This is a genomic window from uncultured Oscillibacter sp., assembly GCF_910579365.1.
Lineage (GTDB): Bacteria > Bacillota > Clostridia > Oscillospirales > Oscillospiraceae > Oscillibacter.
Map to the genome: position 1 here is coordinate 1 of NZ_CAJTUX010000033.1, position 20,369 is coordinate 20,369.

Consider the following 20,369-nt stretch of genomic DNA (forward strand, 5'->3'; position numbering starts at 1 on the left):
AGACACAAAAATTTTTGGAGGTTTGCAATGAAGAAGTTTTTCAGCATGCTGCTGGCGCTTGCCATGCTGCTGGCCCTGGCGGCCTGCGGCGGCGGCAGCGGCGCCCCCGCGCAGGATCAGGGCGGCTCTGACGCTGGTCAGACCCAGCAGGAGCAGGACACCAACAGCGGCGACACCGGTGACGGTGCCGATTCCGGCGCCAGCGATTATCACATTGGCATCATCACCGGCACCGTCTCCCAGTCCGAGGACGACCGCCGGGGCGCCGAGGCCTTCCAGGCCAAGTACGGCGAGGACATGGTCCGCCTGGCCACCTATCCCGACAACTTCACCGAGGAGCTGGAGACCACCATTCAGGGCATCGTCAACATGTCCGACGACCCCCTGATGAAGGCCATCATCGTCAACCAGGCCGTTCCCGGCACCACCGAGGCTTTCCGCCTGATCAAGGAGCGCCGCCCCGACATCATCTGCATCGCCGGCGAGTCCCACGAGGACCTGCCCGAGATCGGCTCCGCCGCCGATCTGGTGTGCAACAACGACTTCGTCTCCCGCGGCTATCTGATCATCCGCACCGCTCACGAGCTGGGCGCGGACACCTTTGTTCACATCTCCTTCCCCCGCCACATGGCCTATGAGACCATGAGCCGCCGTGTGGCCGTCATGCAGGAGGCCTGCAACGAGTTCGGCATGCGGTTCGAGCTGGAGACCGCTCCCGATCCCACCACGGACGTGGGCATCCCCGGCGCGCAGGCCTATATCCTGGAGAACGTTCCCGCCTGGGTCCAGAAGTACGGCGAGAACGCCGCCTACTTCTGCACCAACGACGCCCACACCGAGCCCCTGCTCAAGCAGCTGGTGGAATACGGCGGCTACTTCATTGAGGCCGACCTTCCCTCTCCCCTGATGGGCTATCCCGGCGCTCTGGGTCTGGACCTGACGCAGGAGGCCGGCGACTTCGCCGCCATCCTGGCGAAGGTGGAGTCCGCCCTGGTGGAGAAGGGCTGCGCTGACAGATTCGGCACCTGGGCCTACTCCTATGGCTACACCCTGTCCGCCGGTCTGGCTGAGCACGCCAAGAACGTCATCGACGGCAAGGCCGACATCACCGACATGGACGCCGTGGCCGACGCGCTGAAGGTTTACTCTCCCGAGGCCGCCTGGAACGGCGCCGGCTACACCAACGCCACCACCGGCGTGAAGAGCGACAACGTGTTCCTGATCTATCAGGACACCTATGTCATGGGCAACCCGGGCCACTACATGGGCAACGCCGATGTGGAGGTTCCCGAGAAGTACTACACCGTCAGCTGATTCAATAGGCGACGCTTCAACCAAACGGGGAGGAGGCCTGGTCCTCCTCCCCGCTCTCTAAAAACCTGTATTCATAACCGGAGGATGCTGGCTGGACGAGGATTTTTTCGCCACGCGAAAAGATTTTCCGCCGCAATCCGGGAGGGCTGCGCGGAAAACCGGCGGGCGGAAGCCATCTTTTTCAGGCGGCGTTCAGCGGTTGTGAACACAGGCTTTAATATTTAGGTAGGGTGGATGTATGACAAACAACAGTACTCCCTTGCTCCAAATACAGAACATCAAGAAGGACTTCTTCGGCAACCAGGTTCTCACCGACATCAATTTCACCCTGGGCGCAGGCGAGGTTCTGGGCCTGTGCGGCGAAAACGGCGCGGGCAAGAGCACACTGATGAAAATTCTCTTCGGCATGGACGTTATCCGGGAGACCGGCGGCTACTCCGGCGATATCCTTATTGACGGAAAGAAGGCGGAGTTCAGCACCCCCTTCGACGCGCTGGCGGCGGGCATCGGCATGGTGCATCAGGAGTTCTCCCTGATCCCCGGCTTCACCGCCACGGAAAATATCCTCCTGAATCGGGAGCCCCAAAAGAGGACGATTGCCTCCGAGGTCTTCGGCGAGCGGCTGAACACCTTGGATTTTAAGGAGATGGACCGGCTTTCCAGGGCGGCCATCCAGAAAATGGGCGTGGAAATCGACGCCAACATGGTCATCAGCAGCATGCCCGTGGGTCACAAGCAGTTCACCGAAATCGCCCGGGAGCTGAGCAAGGACCAGCTGAAGCTGCTGATTCTGGACGAACCCACCGCCGTCCTGACGGAGAAGGAGGCGGAGGCCCTGCTGTACTCCATCCGGGGCATGGCCGCCCGGGGAATCTCCGTGATCTTCATCACCCACCGCCTCCACGAGATTCTGGCGGTGTGCGACAAGGTGGTGGTCATGCGGGACGGCTTCGTGGTCCGGGACGTTCCCACCGGGGAAACCAGCGTGGAGGACATCACCAAATGGATGGTGGGCCGGGACGTGCAGAGCGCCGCCTCCTTGGAGGCCCGCTCCAACGAAGGGGCCAAAACCATCCTGTCTATCCAGCATCTTTGGGTGGACATGCCCGGCGAGACGGTGCGGAACGTCAGCCTCGACATTCGGGAGGGCGAAATTCTGGGCATCGGCGGCCTGGCCGGCCAGGGCAAGCTGGGCATCCCCAACGGCGTCATGGGCCTCTACGACGCCGGCGGCAAGGTGGAGTTCGACGGGAAGGACATCCCGCTGAACAGCCCCCGAAAGTGCCTGGACGCCTCCCTGGCCTTCGTGTCCGAGGACCGGCGGGAAGTGGGGCTGCTGCTGGACGAGAGTCTGGAGTGGAACGTGGCCTTCCCCGCCATGCAGATTCAAAACAAGTTCCTCAAGCGCCTGCTGGGCGGCCTCATCAAATGGCGGGACGAAAAGGCCATCCATCAGGTGACCCAGAAATATATCGACCAGCTGCAAATCAAGTGCACCAGTTCCAAACAAAAGGCGAAGGAGCTCTCCGGCGGCAACCAGCAGAAGGTGTGCCTGGCCAAGGCCTTCGCTCTGGAGCCCAGGTTCCTCTTCGTGTCCGAGCCCACCCGGGGCATCGACGTGGGCGCCAAGGCCCTGGTGCTCAATGCGCTGAAACAGTTCAACCGGGACAGCGGCGTTACCGTCGTGATGATCTCCTCCGAGCTGGAGGAGCTGCGGCAGACCTGTGACCGCATCGCCATCGTCTCCGGCGGACGGGTAGCGGGCATTCTGCCCGCGGCGGCGTCCTCCGAGGAGTTCGGCATGCTGATGGTCAGCCAAGTCAAGTAAGGAGGGAAAAATATGGGAGGTATGGTAACGGCTATCGCATTACCGGATTTGCTAAAGAAAATGGGCTTCCCCCGGCTGATCATCACCGGCTTTTTGCTGGTGCTCTTCATCATGACGCCTTTCGTGGGGGCCAACCTGCCGATTCAGATCACCAACATCATCAACCGCTTCAGCTGGAACGCGGTGCTGGTGCTGGCCATGGTGCCGATGATTCACTCCGGCTGCGGGCTGAACTTCGGCCTGCCTCTGGGCATTCTGGCGGGACTTCTGGGGGGCACGCTCTCCATCCAGTTCGGCTTCAGCGGCCCCATGAGCTTCGTCATGGCGGTGATTCTGGCCACGCCCTTCGCCGTGCTCTTCGGCGGCGGCTACGGCACCCTGCTCAACAAGATCAAGGGCGGCGAGATGATGATCGCCACCTACGTGGGCTTCTCCGCCATCTCCTTTATGTGCATGATGTGGCTGCTGCTGCCCTATACCAGCCCCACCATGGTCTGGGGCCTGTCCGGCAGCGGCCTGCGCCCCACCATCTCCCTGGACGGGTTCTACAACCAGGTGCTGGCCGGCTTCCTGCACATCAAGATCGGCAGCATCGAGATTCCCACCGGCTCGCTGCTGGTCTTCGCCCTGCTGGCCTTCGGCATCTGGGCCTTCCTCCACACCAAGACCGGCACCGCCATGACCGCCGTGGGCTCCAACCCCACCTTCGCCCGGGCCGCCGGCATCAATGTGGACCGGACGCGGACGCTGTCCGTCATCATGTCCACCTGGCTGGGGGCCATGGGCATCCTGATGTATCAGCAGGGATTCGGCTTTTTGCAGCTCTATAACGCCCCCAACAACATGACCATGCCCACCGTGGCCGCCATCCTCATCGGCGGCGCCTCGGTGAACAAGGCCTCCATTCCCAACGTGATCATCGGCACCATTTTGTTTCAGGGCATGGTGACGATGACGCCCACCGTCATGAACTCCATCATCCACATGGACATGAGCGAGGTCATCCGGGTCATCGTCTCCCAGGGCATGATTCTCTACGCGCTGACCAGAAAGACGGAGGGTTTGAAATGAGCAGAAAGAACAACTCGCCCGCCGGAAAGAGGGTCCTTGAGCTGGTGCGGGGCAACGCCGTGCCCATTATGTTCATCATCATCTGCGCCATCTTTATCCCCCTGTCCGGCTTCTCCCCCAGCTACCTGATCAACGAAATCGTCACCCGTATGGGCCGGAACCTGTTTCTGGTGCTGTGCCTCCTCTTCCCCATCATGGCGGGCATGGGCCTGAACTTCGCCATGACCCTGGGGGCCATGGCGGCGGAGATTGCCATCATCTTCACGGCGGACTGGCAGATCTGGGGCATCCCCGGCGTGGTGCTGGCCATGATCCTCTCCATCCCCTTCTCCATCCTGCTGGGCTGGCTGTGCGGCAACCTTTTGAACATGGCCAAGGGCCGGGAGATGATTACCAGCTATATCATGAACTTCTTCATCACCGGATGGTATCAGCTGGTCGTGCTGTACATGATGGGCTCTATCATCCCCATCATCCACAGCAGCATCAAGCTGCCCCGGGGCTATGGCATCCGCAACACGGTCAGCCTTCTGAACATGCGCCAGTGCCTGGATGACCTGCTGGCCATCCGCGTCAAGGGCGTGAAGATTCCCGTGCTGACCTTCCTGCTCATCGGTCTTTTGTGCCTGTTCATCGTCTGGTTCCGGCGCACCAAGCTGGGCCAGGACATGCGGGCCGTGGGCCAGGACATGCAGGTAGCCCGGGACGCGGGCATCAAGGTGGAGCGCACCCGCGTTCTCTCCATCGTCATGTCCACGGTCTTCGCCGGCTTCGGCATGGTGATTTACCTTCAGAATATCGGCAACCTTCCCGCCTACACCGGACACTCCCAGATCGGCATGTTCTGCATCGCCGCGCTGCTGGTGGGCGGCGCCTCGGTGGAAAAGGCCACCATCGGCAACGCGTTTCTGGGCGTCGTCCTGTTTCACCTGATGTTTATCGTGGCCCCCGCCGCCGGCGGCGTTATCACCGGCGACTCCATGGTGGGCGAGTATTTCCGCGTGTTCTTGTCTTACGGCGTCATTACGCTGGCCCTGATTATGTATGAAACCAAGAAGCGCATGGCCAAGAGCAAGGCGGGCCAGGAGCTGGCCGAGGCCCAGGCGAAAGAGGAGGCTGCGCAATGAAATCGACACGAAGAATCTTCGTTTCCCTTCTGCTGGTGCTGGTGCTGGCGGGCGTCGCCGCCACCATGATGGTCATCGGCCGGGGCCACACCCTCTACTTTGACAACAAAACCCTGGAGGACTACCAGGGCCAGACCTACAAGGCCGCCCACAAGGTGGTGGTCACCGTCAAGGGGGAGGACGTGGCCAAGCTGGGCGCCCGGGAGCGGGGCTCGGCCATCTGGATTGGCCAGAACTTCAAAATGACCCTGGAGATCACCCAGGAGAAGGGCGGCGAGCCGGAGATCCGGGAGATCAGCCTGAAGCTGCCCTACAGCGTGGACGGCATTGTCATCAACCTCCCGGCCCTGCTGGCGGGCCTGCCGGAGGAGGCCTGGTTCTCCGAGTTCGTTCCCGCCGTCACGGAGGAGGACCCCGGCGCGGAGGAAATTCCCGGCGAGGGCGACGAATTCGGCCTGGGAGACGATCTGGGCCTGGAGAGCGACCTGGGCACGGGAGATATCTGAGGTCCCTTTTCCGCGAACCAAACAAAGACCGCCCGCTGAAGGCGGGCGGTCCATTTCATTCAAGGAGGAACCCCTGTATGGCAGTGTTATCCGATCTGGAACCCAGGGCAGTATTCGAATACTTTGAGAAGCTCTGCTCCGTCCCCCACGGCAGCGGCAACACCAAGCAGATCAGCGACCTCTGCGTCCGCTTCGCCCAGGAGCTGGGGCTCAAGTGGCGGCAGGACGAGGTCAACAACGTCATCCTCTGGAAGGAAGCCAGCCCCGGCTATGAGGGCGCGGAGCCCGTCATCCTCCAGGGACACATCGACATGGTGTGCGTCAAAACCGAGGACTGCGCCAAAGACATGGCGAAAGAGGGCCTGGACCTTTGCACGGACGGAGAGTGGGTCTGGGCGGACAAGACCTCCCTGGGCGGGGACAATTGCATCGCCGTGGCCATGATTCTGGCCATCCTGGCGGACGACGCCCTGCCCCATCCCCCGCTGGAGGCGGTCTTCACCGTCGACGAGGAGGTGGGCATGGACGGGGCCTTCGCCCTGGACTGCTCCGACCTGAAGGGGCGGAAGCTGGTCAACCTGGACTCGGAGGAGGAGGGGGTTTTCACCGTCTCCTGCGCCGGAGGCGTGCGGCTGGACTGCTTCCTTCCCGGCGTTCCCTCGCCGCTGAACGGCGAGACTGGCTATACCCTCACCCTGGAAGGACTCCTGGGCGGCCACTCCGGCGCGGAAATCCACAAGGGCCGGGCCTCCGCCAACCAGCTGATGGGCCGGGTGCTCTACAGCGCCGCGGAGACCTTCCCCGGTCTGCGGCTGGCGGACATCCGGGGCGGACGGTTTGACAATGTGATCTGCTCTTCCAACCAGGCGCAGGCCGCCGTGCCGGCAGACCGTGCCGGGGAATTCGAGGCGTTCATCCGGGAGTTAGACGCCATACTGAAAAATGAATACGCCGGCTGTGACCCCGGCGTCACGCTGCGCTGTGAAAAAGCCGCTTTGGACCGCGCCCTGCCCCAGGCGGAGACGGAGAACCTGCTCCGCGCCCTGCTGGCGGTTCCCCAGGGCGTCCAGGCCATGAGCGCGGATTTCCCCGGGCTGGTGCAGACCTCGCTGAACCTGGGCGTGATGGAGCTGCGGGAGGACGGGCTTCATTTCAGCCTCTCCGTCCGCTCCTGCATTGCCTCCCAAAAGGCCATGATGGTCCAGCGGCTGCGGGCCATTCTGGCCCTGGGCGGCGGCACGATGTCCCAGCGGGGCGACTACCCCGGCTGGCAGTATGACCGGAATTCCGCCCTGCGGAGGGACATTCTGGAGGTCTATCAGGCGGTCACCGGCAAGGAGGGCGTCATCGAGGCCACCCACGGCGGCCTGGAGTGCGGCCTGTTTATCGAGAAGATGCCGGGGCTGGACGCGGTGTCCTGCGGCCCGGAGCTTCGGGACATCCACTCCGTTCAGGAGCGGCTGAACGTGGCCTCCACCCGCCGGGTCTATGAGATGACCTGCGCCCTGCTGAAAAAGAGCGGTCCGAAGGCATGATAAAACGGCGGGAGCCCTTTTGGGCTCCCGCCGTGATTCATCTCCCCTCCCTGCGGGGCAGGCGCTGGTAAAGCTCCATCTCCCGGTGCAGGCGGTCCGCCAGGGCGGCGGTAAACCTTCCCGGAAGGGTCCTCCACCGCCAATTGTTTCCCAGGGTGGAGGGCGTGTTCATCCTGGCCTCGCTTCCCAGGCCAAGAACGTCCTGGAACTGCATCACCGCCAAGTCCGCCACGGAGGCCCAGGCGGAACGCATCATGCCCCAGTGCCAGCCCTCCTGCTCGTTCAGCCGGAGATAAGCCTTCGCCAGGGCCACGTCCTCCGCCGGGGCGTGGGCCATCCAGCCCTGGATGGTATCGTTGTCATGGGTCCCGGCGTATACCACGCAGTGCCGGGTATAGCAATGGGGGAGATAGCCCCCGCCGGTGTCCCGGCTGTCAAAGGCGAACTCCAGCACCTTCATGCCGGGGTAGCCCGCCGCTTTCAGCAAAGACCGGACGGAATCGGTGAGGAAGCCCAGGTCCTCCGCGATGATCTCCCGGGGCCCCAGGGCCGCCTCCACCGCCCGGAAAAAGTCAATGCCGGGCCCGGGCCGCCACCGGCCGTTTCGGGCGGTAGTGTCCCCGGCGGGAATGGCGTAGTACTCGTCAAAGCCCCGGAAGTGGTCAATCCGCAGGGTGTCATAGAGCTGAAACTGGGCGTCGATGCGGCGTATCCACCACTGGTAGCCGTCTGCCTTCATGCGGTCCCAGTCGAAAAGAGGATTTCCCCAGAGCTGGCCGTCGGCGGAAAAGCCGTCCGGCGGGCAGCCCGCCACCTCCGTGGGCCGTCCGCCGGCGTCCAGCTGGAACTGTTCCGGATGGGCCCAGACGTCGGCGCTGTCGATGGAGACGTAAATAGGCAGGTCCCCGATGATGGACACGCCCCTTTCGTTGGCATAGTCCTTCAGGCTCCACCACTGGCTGAAAAAGAGGAGCTGCACCCGCGTCCAGAAGTCGATCTCCCCGGCCAGCTCCTTCCGGGCGCTTTCCAGGGCGGCGGGCCGGCGAAGGCGCAGGTCCTCCGGCCACTCCAGCCAGGGAGCTCCGTCATACCGGTCCTTCAGGGCCATGAACAGCGCGTAATCCTCCAGCCAGTCCGCCTTCCAGAGGACGCCCCTCAGCTCAAACAGGTCTCCCCGCTTCAGGCGGGAACAGGCCAGGCGCAAAACCGCAAAGCGGTTTCGGTACAGCGCCTCATAATCCACCCGCTCCGGGTCGTTCCCCCAGTCCAGGGATTGGTACTCCTCCGGCTCCAGGAACCCCCACTCGGCCAAAATGTCCAGGTCGATGAAATAGGGATTTCCGGCGAAGGAGGAGAAGGACTGATAGGGGGAGTCCCCGTAGCTGGTGGGTCCCACCGGCAGAATCTGCCAGCAGGACTGCCCGCTTTGGACCAGAAAGTCCACAAACTCTCTGGCGGCGGCTCCCAGGGTTCCAATCCCGCAGGGGGAGGGCAGGGAGGAAATGGGCATCAGGATACCGGCTCTTCTCACATTGGGTTCCCCTTTCTTGATAGAGTCAACCGGCGTCACGCCTCCAGCCTCGCCACGCTCTCGCCGGAGATCAGCTGGAAGGGCACCACCTCGTGAATGGGGCGGTTGTTCCGCTCGATGTTGTGCAGGAGGATGTCCACCCCCCGCTCCGCCAGACGCTGGGTGTCCTGCCGGACGGTGGTCAGCCGGGGAACGGAATAGCGGGCTATGGAGATGCCGTCATACCCCACCACGGAGATGTCCTCCGGCACTCGCTTTCCCCGGTCCCGCAGGGCCCGAATAGACCCGATGGCCATGACGTCGCTCATAGCGAAGATGGCCGTCAGGTCCGGGCGGCGGTCCAGAAGACGCCCGGTGGCGGCGTAGGCGTCCGCCATAGAATAGCGGCAGGGCTCACACTGCCGCTCCGGGTCGAAGGGCAGGCCCAGCCGGGCAAAGGCCCGGCGGCAGCCCTCCAGACGGCGGTAGCTGATCTGAGAACAGGACCAGTTGCCCCCCAGAATGCCCACCTGACGGTGCCCCTGCCCAGCCAGAAAGTCAATGACCTGGGCGGCGGCCTCTCCATCGTCGGTGGTCAGGGAGGAGAGATTGTCAAAATGCAGGTCCCGGGCGGTGTTGGTCAGCAGCACGCAGGGGACGGTGATGGGCTGAAAGCGGGAGCGGAACAGCTCCAGGTCCCCGCCCAAAAACAGGATGCCCAGGGGTTTGCGCTCCCGGCAGAGCTGGAGGGCGTAGCCCACCTCGTCGGCGTCCTCATCCAGGTAATAGACCACGGCGTCCCGTCCGCTGTCCTGGAGAAGGGCCTGCACCCGCTCCACCAGGTCGGCGAAGAGCATGTTCTGGGTGCCCTTCACCAGAATTGTGATGCCGGTACCCGCCTGCTGCTTGAGGTGCTTGGCGTTGTTGTTGGGCTGGAAGCCCTGGGCCTCCACCACCGCCATCACCTTCCGCCGGGTCTCCTCGCTGACGTCGGGGTGGTCGTTCAGCACACGGGACACGGTGGCCACGCCGCACCCGGACAGCCGGGCGATGTCTTTGATGGTCATACCGCGTCTCTCCTTCGATGGTCTTTCACAGGGGGGACGGCGCGTCCCCCCTGCTCTATTTTAACCCTTGACGGCCCCAGCCGCAACCCCCTTGATGATGTATTTCTGACAGCTCAGGTAGAACACCACAATGGGAATGATGGCCATGACCAGGGAGGCCATAATGGCGCCCATGTCCACCCGGCCGTAGGACCCCTGCATCCGCTGGATGGTAATGGGGATGGTGCTGAACTTGTTCAGGTCCAGGGTCAGGTAGGGAAGCAGGAAGTCGTTCCAGATCCACATGGTCTCCAGAATACCCACGGAGATATAGGTGGGCTTCATAATGGGCAGCACCACGGAGAAAAAGGTCCGCAGGGGGGAGCAGCCGTCGATCATGGCGGCCTCCTCGATCTCGATGGGAATGGACTTGACGAAGCCGCAGAACATGAACACCGCCAGTCCCGCGCCGAAGCCCAGGTAGATGATAATCAGGCCCCAGGGCGTACCCAGGCGCAGCCGGTCCGTCACCAGGGAGAGGGTGAACATCACCATCTGGAAGGGCACCACCATGGAAAAGACGCACAGGAGATAGAGGAGCTTGGTGGCCCGGCTCTTCACCCGGGTGATATACCAGGCGAACATGGACGTGCACACCAGAATCACCACCACGGATCCCACGGTCATCACCACGGTCCAGAGGACGGATTCCAGGAAATTGTACTTCTCCATGGCGTTGGCAAAGTTCTCCAGCGCCACCCAGGTTTTCTCCGTGGGGAGCTTGAAGGGCTCCAGATTGATGAATGCCTTTTTCTTGAAGGAGTTGATCAGGACGATGAACAGCGGCGCCACATAGAAAACGGACACCACGGTGAACAAAATGGTGGCGAACCAGCCGCCTTTGGCTTTGCTTCTCATTACTGCTGCACCTCCTTGGAGCGAGTCATTCGCAGCTGAATCAGGCCCAGGGCCACCACCAGGATGAAGAAGAGCACGGCCTTGGCCTGGCCCACGCCCTGGTAGCCCACCCGGCCGTAGAACGTGTTGAAAATGTTCAGCGCCAGCATCTCCGTCTGCTTCATGGGTTCGCCGGCGGTGAGGGAGAGGTTCTGGTCAAAGAGCTTGAAGCCGTTGGTCAGCGTCAGGAAGGTGCAGATGGTGATGGAGGGCATCATGTTGGGGATGGTGACGTTCCACAGCCTCTGCCAGCCGTTGGCCCCGTCGATCTCCGCCGCCTCGTTCAGGTCGCCGGGGATGGACTGGAGGCCCGCGATGTAGATAATCATCATATATCCGATCTGCTGCCAGCAGATGACCACCACCAGCCCCCAGAAGCCGTACGCGGCGGAAATCTTCAGGGCCAGGTCGTACCGGGCCAGAATGCCGTTGAAGATCAGCTGCCAGACATAACCCAGGACGATGCCGCCGATGAGGTTGGGCATGAAGAAGACGGTGCGGAAGACGTTGGTTCCCCGAATCTCCCGGGTCAGCACCAGGGCCACGGCGAAGGCGATGACGTTGATCAAAACCAGCGTCGTCACGGTGAAGAGGGCGGTGAAGAAAAAGGCGTGAACAAACTCCCCGTCCTGGAAGAGGCGGACGTAGTTGCTCAGCCCGTTGAACTTCGCGTCGGTGACGGTGCGGAAGTCGCAGAAGGACAGGTAGATGCCCATCAGGAAGGGCGCGATGAAGCCGATGAGGAAGGCCAGAAACGTGGGGCCCAGGAAGACGGGGAAATAGCGCTTAATGGATTTTTCCATAGCTGGCGGGACCTCCTTCACAAGTTGATGCCGGGGATACGTTGGACCGGCGGGACATGGGCCGTGGCAATGGGGGCCACGGCACGCCTCCCGCCGGTCCAAGGCGGGGGAAAACCAGCCGGGGCGGGCGGAGGTTCCCGTCCGCCCCGGTTATGGCGTTGTCTCTTCGCTGGATTACTTCGCCTTTTCCGCGGCCCAGTTGTCCACGAAGGCGGCCCGTACGGTCTCCCAGTTGGCGTCGGTCTGGTCGGCGGCGTACGTGGTCAGGGCGGAGCCCAGAACGTTCTTCCACTCCTCGGAGGGCATGGTGGGGAAGCACCACTTGATGCTGGTGGTCCCGTTGGCGACATACTCGTTGGCGATGTTCACCAGCGTGTTGGTTGGTGGATTCCAGGTTGCCCTTGAAGGGGATAACAAAGCCCATCTTGCCCTCGTCGCCGGAGCACATATAGTCCAGTCCGATGTCGGAGGTGACGCACCAGTACATGAAGTCCAGGGTGGCCTGGATATCCTCGGGCTTGGCGTTCTTATTCACGCACCAGTAGTTCTCGGTGCCGGTGCACAGGCCCTGGTTGGCCTCGTCGCCCACGCCGATAAAGATGGGCAGCATGCCCAGGTTCTCCTCGCCCACGTCGGCCACGTCGCCGTAGGCCCAGGTGCCGTTCTGATAGAACACGGCCTGCTCCGTGACGAACTCCGCCACGGAGTCGTCGCCGGTCTTGGCGGAGAGCAGCGTGGGCGCGCAGGTGCAGTTGTTGATATACAGGTCCCAGATGGCCCGGTAGTTGTCCAGATAGGTGCCCTTGATGGCCTCGGTGTCGCCGATGCCGTCGGCCTCGTACTCGAAGTAGATGGGCAGGTTCGCCAGGTGGGTCTTGAAGCGCCAGTCGGAGGAGCCGTCCATACCGGCGGAGGTGAAGGCGGCAAAGCCCAGCTCATCCTTCCGGGCGGTGATGTCCTCGGCCACCTTCTTCAGGTCGGCGAAGGACTTGATGTCGCCGGCGCTATAGCCCGCCTGCTCCAGCAGGGCCTTGTTGTAGATCAGGCCATAGGTCTCGATGACGTAGGCGATGCCGGACATGGAGCTGCCGTCCATCAGGGCGAAGTCCTGGCTGGAGAGCTCCCCGGCCACGGCGGAACCGCTGAGGTCATAGCAGTAGTCCTTCCAGTTGGCCAGGCCCACGGGGCCGTTGACCTGGAAGAGGGTGGGGGCGTCGGTCTTGGCGATCTCGCTCATCAGGGTGGTCTCATACTGGCCGGAGGCGGCGGTCTGGACCTTCACCTCCACGCCGGTCTCCTGAGTGTAGGCCTGGGCCAGCGCCTGCCAGGCGCCGTCCTGCTCGGGCTTGAAGTTCAGGTAGTACACGCTGCCGGAGGCGCCGGAGCTGCCGGAATCCCCGGCAGGCTGGGAATCCCCGGCAGGCTGGGAATCGCCGCCGGAGGGCTGGGAATCGCCGCTGCTGCCGCTGCCTCCGCCGCAGGCGGCCAGGGACAGGGCCATGACCAGTGCCAGCGCAAGAGTCAAGAGTCTTTTCTTCATTTCATGTTCCTCCTTATCGATTTGGGTCGTGCGGTCTCGGATTGGAAACGTTACTGGTAACGTTTCCAGTTCATGGCTCTATCATACCCGCAATTTCAAAAATGTGCAAGGGAAATTTGACGTCTTTCCCAAAGTTTGGCGGACTGAGAAAAAGAGAATGGGCCAGTTTGTATATTATGACCAGTTTTGCTGGGTAAATATCTGGCCGCCGCGAAGCTATGCCGCGTTCCGCCCCTTCGGGCGGAGGGAACACATAAAAACTTCCGCCCAGAGGGATTTTCCGGTCTTCTCCGCGGGGCGGAGCCCGGCGGCTTTCCGGAAGCGCCCCCTCTCCGCCGGCGGTTTCCTGTACAGTTTGTTGAAATACCTCTCCGCCGGGGGATTGAATCTTGGATAGATTTGTGGTATGCTGAATTTGCATTTGTTTCCTTGCGTCTCTACGGCGCCGCGCCCGCAGATTTTGCCGCCATCAACCAGGACCCATCATCAAGGATTAAAGGAGAACATGCTATGAATCGATTTGGTATCCAAGTAGAACTGAAGCACATCCCCTCTCTGGACCCGGACTTTATTCCCCTGATGCGATTTAACCGCGCGTTCCTGGCCTCGGCCAGAAAACCGGTGGGCATTGCCGTGGAGCGGGCCGACGGACAGATGGCCTCCTGCCGCACCTTTATCCACGGCACGCCGGAGATGGAGGAGGCCGACCACTATTATATCGAGCGGCTGGTCAAGACCATTTTGTGGATGAAGGGCGGCTTCAAAATTTACGTCAGCGGGGACGAGGGAGTCTGTGAATATTTGAAATCCGTATACTGTGCCAAGGGGCAGCAGGAGTTCGACTGGGACTATATGTCCAGCGTTTTCGAGCACCCCTTCGAAGTGGTGCTGACGGATGAGATTCCCGCCGCCAAGGACGCGCCCAAGGCCATCGGCGGCCACATGGACGGCTGCCGCATCGGCTTTGACGCCGGCGGAAGCGACCGGAAGGTCTCCGCCGTCATCGACGGGGAGACGGTGTACTCCGAGGAGGTCGTCTGGTTCCCCAAGACCAACTCCGACCCCGACTATCACTATGACGGCATCGTCAGCGCCCTGAAATCCGCCGCGGAGCATATGCCCCGGGTGGACGCGGTGGGCGTCAGCTCCGCCGGCGTGTTCATCAACAACCGGACCATGAACGCCTCGCTGTTCCTCAAGGTTCCCAAGGAGCTCTATGACAAAAAGGTCAAGGACATCTATATCCGCGCCATTCACGACACCTTCGGCGACGTGCCCTACAGCGTCATCAACGACGGCGACGTGTCCGCCCTGGCGGGGGCCATGAGCCTGAACGACAACAGCGTCCTGGGCATCGCCATGGGCACCAGCGAGGCGGTTGGATATGTGGACGAGGAGGGCCGCATCACCGGCTGGCTCAACGAGCTGGCCTTTGTCCCCGTGGACGCCCAGCCCGACGCCATGCGGGACGAGTGGAGCGGTGACATCGGCTGCGGCGTGAAGTACTTCTCCCAGGACGGCGTCATCAAGCTGGCCCCCCGGGCTGGCATTGAGCTGGACGAGGACGCCTCCCCCGCCGAGAAGCTGAAGGCCGTCCAGAAGCTGATGGCGGAGGACGATTCCCGGGCCGCCAAAGTGTATGAGTCCATCGGCGTGTACCTGGGCCACACCCTGGCCTATTATTACGACTTGTACGGCTGCCGCCACGTGCTGCTGCTGGGCCGGGTCATGAGCGGCAAGGGCGGCGACCTCATCCTGGACACCGCCAAGAAGGTCCTGGCGGACGAGTACCCGGAGCTGGAGGGGAAGATGGTCCCCGAGCTGCCGGACGAGAAATTCCGCCGGGTGGGCCAGTCCATGGCCGCGGCCAGCCTGCCGGAGATTCACTGAAAGGAGGACGGAAACGATGGAACGTCAAAAACTGCTGAACGCTCAGACCTGGGTCCGGGGCGAGCTGGACCGCTCCGCCGCCTTCTGGCTGGAGCATGGCATGGACCGCGAGCACGGCGGCGTATACACCTGCCTGGACCGGAAGGGCGAACTCTATTCCACAGATAAAAGCGTTTGGATGCAGGGCCGCTGCGGCTGGATTTTCGCCTTCCTGTGCCACAACTACGGCGTCAAGCCGGAGTGGCTGGAGGCCTCCCGAAGCTGTCTGGACTTTATGGAGGACCACTGCTTCAACCACGCCTGCGGCGAGCGGATGTACTTCACCGTCACGGCGGAGGGCCGCCCCCTGCGCCAGCGGCGCTATTACTTCTCCGAGGCCTTCTGTGCCATCGCCAACGCCGAGTATTACGGCGTGACGGGGGAGAAGCGGCGGCTGGAACGGGCCCGGCAGTGCTATGACCTCTACTGGGATTTAAGCCAGGGAAAGCCCGACCCCGTGGGCATGGGGCCCAAGACCATTCCGGAGACCCGGTCCGGCCGGGCCTTCGGCACGCCCATGATTATTTTGAACGTCACCGGCGTGCTGCTGCGGACGGACCCGGAGCGCAAAGCGCTTTACGAGGAGCGGGCCCAGCAATGCGTGAACGACATCTTCCGCTACCACGTGAAGCCGGAGCTGAAATGCACCCTGGAGAACGTGGACGTGGACGGCACGCCGAGACTCTATTACACCGAGGGCCGCACCGTCAACCCCGGGCACGATATTGAGGGCGTGTGGTTTTTGCTGGAGCACGCCCAGCGGACCGGGGACAAGGCCCTGGTGAAAAAAGCGGCGGAGATGTTCGACTGGGCCATCGCCGCCGGATGGGACCAGGAGTACGGCGGTCTGTTGTACTTCACCGACTGCCTGGGCAAGCCCCCGGAGGCCTATGAGCACGACATGAAGCTCTGGTGGCCCCACAACGAGATTCTCATCGCCTCCGTCATGCTCTACCGTGATACCGGAGAGGAGAAGTACCTGGACTGGTTCTACAAGACCCTGGACTACTGCAAGGCCCACTTCGCCGACCCCGAGTACGGCGAGTGGTACGGCTATCTCCGCCGGGACGGCCTGCCCACCCAGCCCAGCACCAAAGGAAGCACCTTCAAAGGGCCCTTCCACCTGCCCCGGAGCATGACCCTGGTGGACAAGACGATTGACGAAATCTTAAAGGCCTGATACCGGGCGCAAGGGAGGTGCCGCCGGTGGAAAAAAACGTTGTTTCCCTGATGCTCCAGGAATACGAGCGCTTCACCAAGTCGGAGCGGAAGATCGCCGACTTCGTCCTGGAGCACCAGAAGGAGACCCAATACATCAGCATCACCGACCTGAGCACCCAGTGCGACGTGGCGGTATCCACTGTGTCCCTCTTCTGCCGCAAGCTGAAGCTGGCCGGCTTCAACGACTTCAAGCTGGAGCTGGCCAGGGCGGCCCTGCCCGAGCGGACCGCCCCCGGCGAGGCGGCGGGGGCGATCACGGCGGAGGACCCTCCTGCCGCCGTGAAGGGCAAGGTGCTCCGCGCCGCTCAGGACGCGCTGAACAGCGCGTATCATATGCTGTCCGAGCAGGAGCTGACCCGCGCGGCGGACATGCTGCACCGCGCGGGCCAGGTAATCTGCTTGGGGCAGGGAAACCACGCGGCGGTGGCCCTGGCGGCCTGGGCCCAGTTTTCCACCACCTCCCCCAAGTTCAAGACCATTCAGGACTCCCACATGCAGACGGTGGTCCTGTCCACCCTGTCGGAGCGGGACGTGGTGCTCTACTTCTCCTACTCCGGCGCCACCCACGAGGTGCTGGAGGCCGCCAAGCTCATCCAGAGCCGGGGCGCGCAGCTGATTCTGGTGACCCGCTACCGCAACTCCCCCGCCAGCGCCTACGCCGGCGCGGTGCTGCTGTGCGGTCCCAACGAGCAGCCCTTCCAGTTCGGCTCCACCTCCGCCCTCATCGCCCAGCTTTACGTGGTGGAGATGCTGCTCAGCGAATTCATCCTCCGGGACCCGGAGGCGGCGGAGCGCTGCCGCCAATCCGTGGGCAAAGCGCTGACGCAAAAGTGTGTTTGAAAGGGGCCGTCTGTGGGAGATTTTTTTCATCCGGAAAAGGGCATCTGGGTCTGGCTGAGCACGCTGGTGGACGTCTGCGGGCTGTCCATCCTCTGGATCACCCTGTGCCTGCCCGTTGTCACCGCCGGCCCGGCCACGGCGGCCCTCTACTACACGGTGGTCAAGTGCGTCCGGGGCCGGGAGAGCGGAGCCTTCGGGTACTACCTGCGCTCCTTTCGGATAAACTTCAAGACCGGATTTCTGGCGGGGCTGATCGTCCTCCCGGCAGCGGCGCTGCTGCTCTTCGGGCACTTCATCGTCCGCTGGTACGGGACCCGTCTGGGCGGCGCGGCCTATGTGCTCTACGTGGCCTACTACTTCGCGCTGTTCCTTCCCGCCGGCGTGCTGTGCTGGCTGTTCCCCCTGCTGGGGCGGTTTGAGTACGGCGTCGGCGGACTGTTTCGAACGGCCCTTCAGCTGACCGCCGCCCACCTGCCCAGCACCGTGGTGGCGGTGCTGCTGACGGCTCAGACCGCCGTGTTCTGCATCGAGCGGTGGTGGCCGGTGGTGTTCATGCCAGTGATCTCCACGCTGCTGGTATCGTTGTTCTTCGAGCGGATTTTCCTCCAGCACTCCCCGAAACCGGCCTCCCCGGAAGCGGAGGATCCGGAGGCGTAAAAAACCAGGACCGGAACGGATACTCCGTTCCGGTCCTGATGTTTCCCGGTCAATCCGCCAGCAGCCCCGGCACCTCCGCCGCCAGCAGCTTCGCCAGCTGGGCGTGCCCCCTCCGGGTCAGGTGCATCCCGTCCACGGTGTTAAACTCACAGCCGGCGGCGTCCAGGTAGTAGGCTCCCACCAGCCGGGCGGTCTTTTCAAGATACCCGGGCAGCTCCCTGGACTTTTCCACGCAGCCCCTTCCCATGGGCCGGCCGCACTCCGCCAGCTCCATCTCCGGCCGGATCGGCGGCGGGCAGACCAGGAGGATATTGGGCCCCCGCTCCCCCCAGCAGTCCACGCTCTGGGCCTTGCGGACCAGGCGCTCCATGCCGATGGCGATGCAGGAGGCGTTGGCCCCCAGGCGCTCTTTGGTGTCGTTGGTGCCCAGCATGATGATGAGCAGGTCCAAAAACTCGTGGCTCTTCAAGAGGGCGTACAGCACGCTCAGCGCGTCCATGCTCTCGTGCAGGGGGTCCGGGAACACGGTGGTCCGGCCGCTGAGACCCTCCTCCGTCACCAGGACCTCCGGCCCCAGGGCCTTTTGCAGAAGGCAGGTCCAGCGTTCCTCCTCGTTAAAGCGTATGCCGCCGTCGGCGCAGTCGGCGGGATCGGCACAGTAACCATGGGTATTGGAATCGCCCAGGCAGAGAATGTGTTTTTTCATATCCATCGTCCTTTCTGTCCGCAGTAAACCGGCGGGCGGCTCCGCCTCCGAATATTCCTTATGATATACGTTAACAGTTTTTTCCGGTTTGTCAAGAAAGATGGTTCCGATTTGGTTTCGAAATCTGGTGTTAAATTCACCAAAAATCGAAAAAATTTTTGAAACATTCCCTAAATATCGAATTTTTCCAGAAATCCTTTCGATTTTAATTGACAGATGCAGGAAGCTCTTGTATAATTTATACAGCAAGCCGGAGTTTGCCGGTTCATTTTTTTGTAAGTATTAAAAGGAGGACCCGCGATGAAGAAGCTGCTTGCATTGGTATTGGCCATGACCATGGTCATGGTCCTTGTTGCCTGCGGAGGCAACAACAACGACTCCACTCCCTCGACGCAGGACACGCCGCCGGCGGAAACCAACACCCCCGACACCCCCCCGGCGGAGACCGCTTCCGGCGGTGAGCTGACCCTGTGGACCTACCCCATCGGCGACTGGGGCAAGGAGGAGAAGGTCAAGGCCATCACCGACGCCTTCACCGCCGACACGGGCATTGCCGTGAAGGTGGAGTACTTAGCCTATGCTGACGGCGATGACAAGGTCAACTCCGCCATCACCGCCGACAAGGCCCCCGACCTCATCATGGAAGGTCCCGAGCGTCTCGTGACCAACTGGGGCGACAAGGGCTATCTGGTGGACTTGAGCGACATGTTCGACGAAACCGACAAGAGCGAGATCAACACCGCCGCCATGACCGCCTGCACCCACTCCAACGGCGCGGTTTACGAGTATCCTCTGGTGGTCACCGCCCACTGCATGGCCGTGAACCTGGACGCCTTTAAGGAAGCTGGAGCCGACCAGTATCTGGATCTGGCCACCCGCACCTGGACCACGGACGACTTCATCAAGGCCGTGGACGCGCTCTACGCTCATTTCAACGCCCCTGTGGGCGCCGTGTTCTGCAAGGGTCAGGGCGGCGACCAGGGCACCCGCGCGCTGGTCAACAATATGTACGGCGGCACCTTCACCACGGCCGCGCATGACCAGTACACCTGGGACGATCCCCTGAACATCAAGGCGCTGGAGCAGCTCAAGAGCATGCCCGGCATCGCGTTTGACGCCTCTCTCGAAGGCGGCGACGAGATCAAGGTCTTCTATCAGGGCATCCTGAAGATGGCGTTCTGCTGGAACATCGCCCAGCAGCTCAACCCCAACCAGGCCGACACCGGCGCGGGCCTCACCGCCTCCGGCGAGGAGATCGCCTTCATGGCGTTCCCCTCCGAGAGCGGCGCGCCTCAGCTCTGCGGCGGCATCTGGGGCTTCGGCATCTTCAACAACGGCGACCCGGCCAAGATTGACAATGCCAAGACCTTCATCAAGTGGATGTGCGACTCCGAGCACACTGTGGAAGCGGTGAAGACCGCCAACTACTTCGCCGCCCGCTCCGCCGCCGAGGGCACCGACCTCTCTGCCATCTGGGCGGACAACGACATCATGAACGACTATCAGGTCCTCATGCCTTACCTGGGCGACTACTATCAGGTCACCAAGGGCTGGGCCGGCGCCCGCACCGAGTGGTGGACCATGCTCCAGAAGGTGGGCGAGGGCGCGGACATCGCCGAGACCGTCGCCACCTACGCCGGCAACGCCAACGCCGCTGCCGCCGGCTGACCTCTCACACAGTCAAAGAGATAAGGGTTGTTGCGCCCCTCTCCCGCGAAGGGCGGGAGAGGGGCGCGTCTTATCCCGGGCCCCCGGGAAACCCTCTCTGGGACGCCGATT

General features: G+C 62.6%; 17 protein-coding genes. 11 read left to right on the top strand and 6 right to left on the bottom strand.

Translation table 11 applies throughout. The annotated features are described in order from the left end of the window. Positions 1–27: 27 nt before the first annotated feature. From QZ329_RS09045 to QZ329_RS09070, 6 genes are all read left to right on the top strand, one after another. A complete protein-coding gene (locus tag QZ329_RS09045) occupies positions 28–1,314 on the top strand; it encodes a DUF3798 domain-containing protein (RefSeq protein WP_295751400.1) in 1,287 nt (428 codons plus the stop codon). 238 nt (positions 1,315–1,552) lie between these two features. After that, positions 1,553–3,142 carry a sugar ABC transporter ATP-binding protein gene (locus QZ329_RS09050; protein ID WP_295751402.1) on the top strand — a complete coding sequence of 530 codons (1,590 nt, stop codon included), beginning with the start codon at positions 1,553–1,555 and terminating at the stop codon, positions 3,140–3,142. Between the two features lie 12 nt (positions 3,143–3,154). Continuing rightward, entirely contained in the window at positions 3,155–4,213 is a 1,059-nt protein-coding gene (locus tag QZ329_RS09055) for an ABC transporter permease (RefSeq protein ID WP_295751405.1), read from the top strand. Further along, the gene (locus QZ329_RS09060) at positions 4,210–5,340 is read left to right on the top strand and encodes an ABC transporter permease (protein ID WP_295751408.1); all 1,131 of its coding nucleotides are present in this window, start codon (positions 4,210–4,212) and stop codon (positions 5,338–5,340) included. Before QZ329_RS09055 ends, QZ329_RS09060 begins: the two co-directional genes overlap by 4 nt. Further along, positions 5,337–5,846: a DUF6672 family protein gene (locus tag QZ329_RS09065; RefSeq protein WP_295751411.1), complete on the top strand. Its 510-nt coding sequence runs from the start codon at positions 5,337–5,339 to the stop codon at positions 5,844–5,846. The genes QZ329_RS09060 and QZ329_RS09065 overlap by 4 nt, the downstream gene beginning before the upstream one ends. A 77-nt stretch (positions 5,847–5,923) precedes the next feature. Further along, complete coding sequence (locus QZ329_RS09070) at positions 5,924–7,381, top strand: aminoacyl-histidine dipeptidase (protein WP_295751414.1); 1,458 nt, start codon at positions 5,924–5,926, stop codon at positions 7,379–7,381. 37 nt (positions 7,382–7,418) lie between these two features. Here QZ329_RS09070 and malQ read toward each other — a convergent pair whose 3' ends face one another. Genes malQ through QZ329_RS09095 form a run of 5 tightly spaced genes read right to left on the bottom strand, consistent with a single transcriptional unit; the run spans position 7,419 to position 13,237 of the window. Continuing rightward, positions 7,419–8,912, bottom strand: a complete 1,494-nt coding sequence (malQ, locus tag QZ329_RS09075; protein WP_295751418.1) for a 4-alpha-glucanotransferase — start codon at positions 8,910–8,912, stop codon at positions 7,419–7,421. A 35-nt stretch (positions 8,913–8,947) separates the two neighbouring features. After that, positions 8,948–9,958, bottom strand: coding sequence for a LacI family DNA-binding transcriptional regulator (locus QZ329_RS09080; RefSeq protein WP_295751420.1), 1,011 nt, complete (start codon positions 9,956–9,958; stop codon positions 8,948–8,950). 60 nt (positions 9,959–10,018) lie between these two features. Beyond that, a complete protein-coding gene (locus tag QZ329_RS09085) occupies positions 10,019–10,855 on the bottom strand; it encodes a carbohydrate ABC transporter permease (RefSeq protein WP_295751422.1) in 837 nt (278 codons plus the stop codon). Further along, positions 10,855–11,697 (bottom strand): sugar ABC transporter permease, encoded by an 843-nt coding sequence (locus QZ329_RS09090; RefSeq protein ID WP_295751424.1) that lies wholly within the window; start codon positions 11,695–11,697, stop codon positions 10,855–10,857. Before QZ329_RS09090 ends, QZ329_RS09085 begins: the two co-directional genes overlap by 1 nt. Then, positions 11,681–13,237, bottom strand: coding sequence for an ABC transporter substrate-binding protein (locus tag QZ329_RS09095; protein ID WP_365351741.1), 1,557 nt, complete (start codon positions 13,235–13,237; stop codon positions 11,681–11,683). Before QZ329_RS09095 ends, QZ329_RS09090 begins: the two co-directional genes overlap by 17 nt. A 510-nt stretch (positions 13,238–13,747) precedes the next feature. Here QZ329_RS09095 and QZ329_RS09100 point away from each other — a divergent pair. Genes QZ329_RS09100 through QZ329_RS09115 form a run of 4 tightly spaced genes read left to right on the top strand, consistent with a single transcriptional unit; the run spans position 13,748 to position 17,884 of the window. Next, complete coding sequence (locus QZ329_RS09100) at positions 13,748–15,127, top strand: ROK family protein (RefSeq protein WP_295751427.1); 1,380 nt, start codon at positions 13,748–13,750, stop codon at positions 15,125–15,127. A gap of 16 nt (positions 15,128–15,143) precedes the next feature. Further along, the gene (locus QZ329_RS09105; protein ID WP_295751430.1) at positions 15,144–16,346 is read left to right on the top strand and encodes an AGE family epimerase/isomerase; all 1,203 of its coding nucleotides are present in this window, start codon (positions 15,144–15,146) and stop codon (positions 16,344–16,346) included. A gap of 26 nt (positions 16,347–16,372) precedes the next feature. Continuing rightward, a complete protein-coding gene (locus QZ329_RS09110; protein ID WP_295751432.1) occupies positions 16,373–17,227 on the top strand; it encodes a MurR/RpiR family transcriptional regulator in 855 nt (284 codons plus the stop codon). A 12-nt stretch (positions 17,228–17,239) separates the two neighbouring features. Next, a complete protein-coding gene (locus QZ329_RS09115) occupies positions 17,240–17,884 on the top strand; it encodes a YesL family protein (protein WP_295751435.1) in 645 nt (214 codons plus the stop codon). Positions 17,885–17,933: 49 nt separating this feature from the next. On the opposite strand, the gene QZ329_RS09120 is transcribed toward QZ329_RS09115, so the two are convergent. Next, positions 17,934–18,590, bottom strand: a complete 657-nt coding sequence (locus QZ329_RS09120; protein WP_295751438.1) for a GDSL-type esterase/lipase family protein — start codon at positions 18,588–18,590, stop codon at positions 17,934–17,936. Between the two features lie 300 nt (positions 18,591–18,890). On the opposite strand from QZ329_RS09120, the gene QZ329_RS09125 reads away from it, so the two are divergent. Beyond that, positions 18,891–20,258 carry an extracellular solute-binding protein gene (locus tag QZ329_RS09125; RefSeq protein WP_295751443.1) on the top strand — a complete coding sequence of 456 codons (1,368 nt, stop codon included), beginning with the start codon at positions 18,891–18,893 and terminating at the stop codon, positions 20,256–20,258. Positions 20,259–20,369 lie beyond the last annotated feature (111 nt).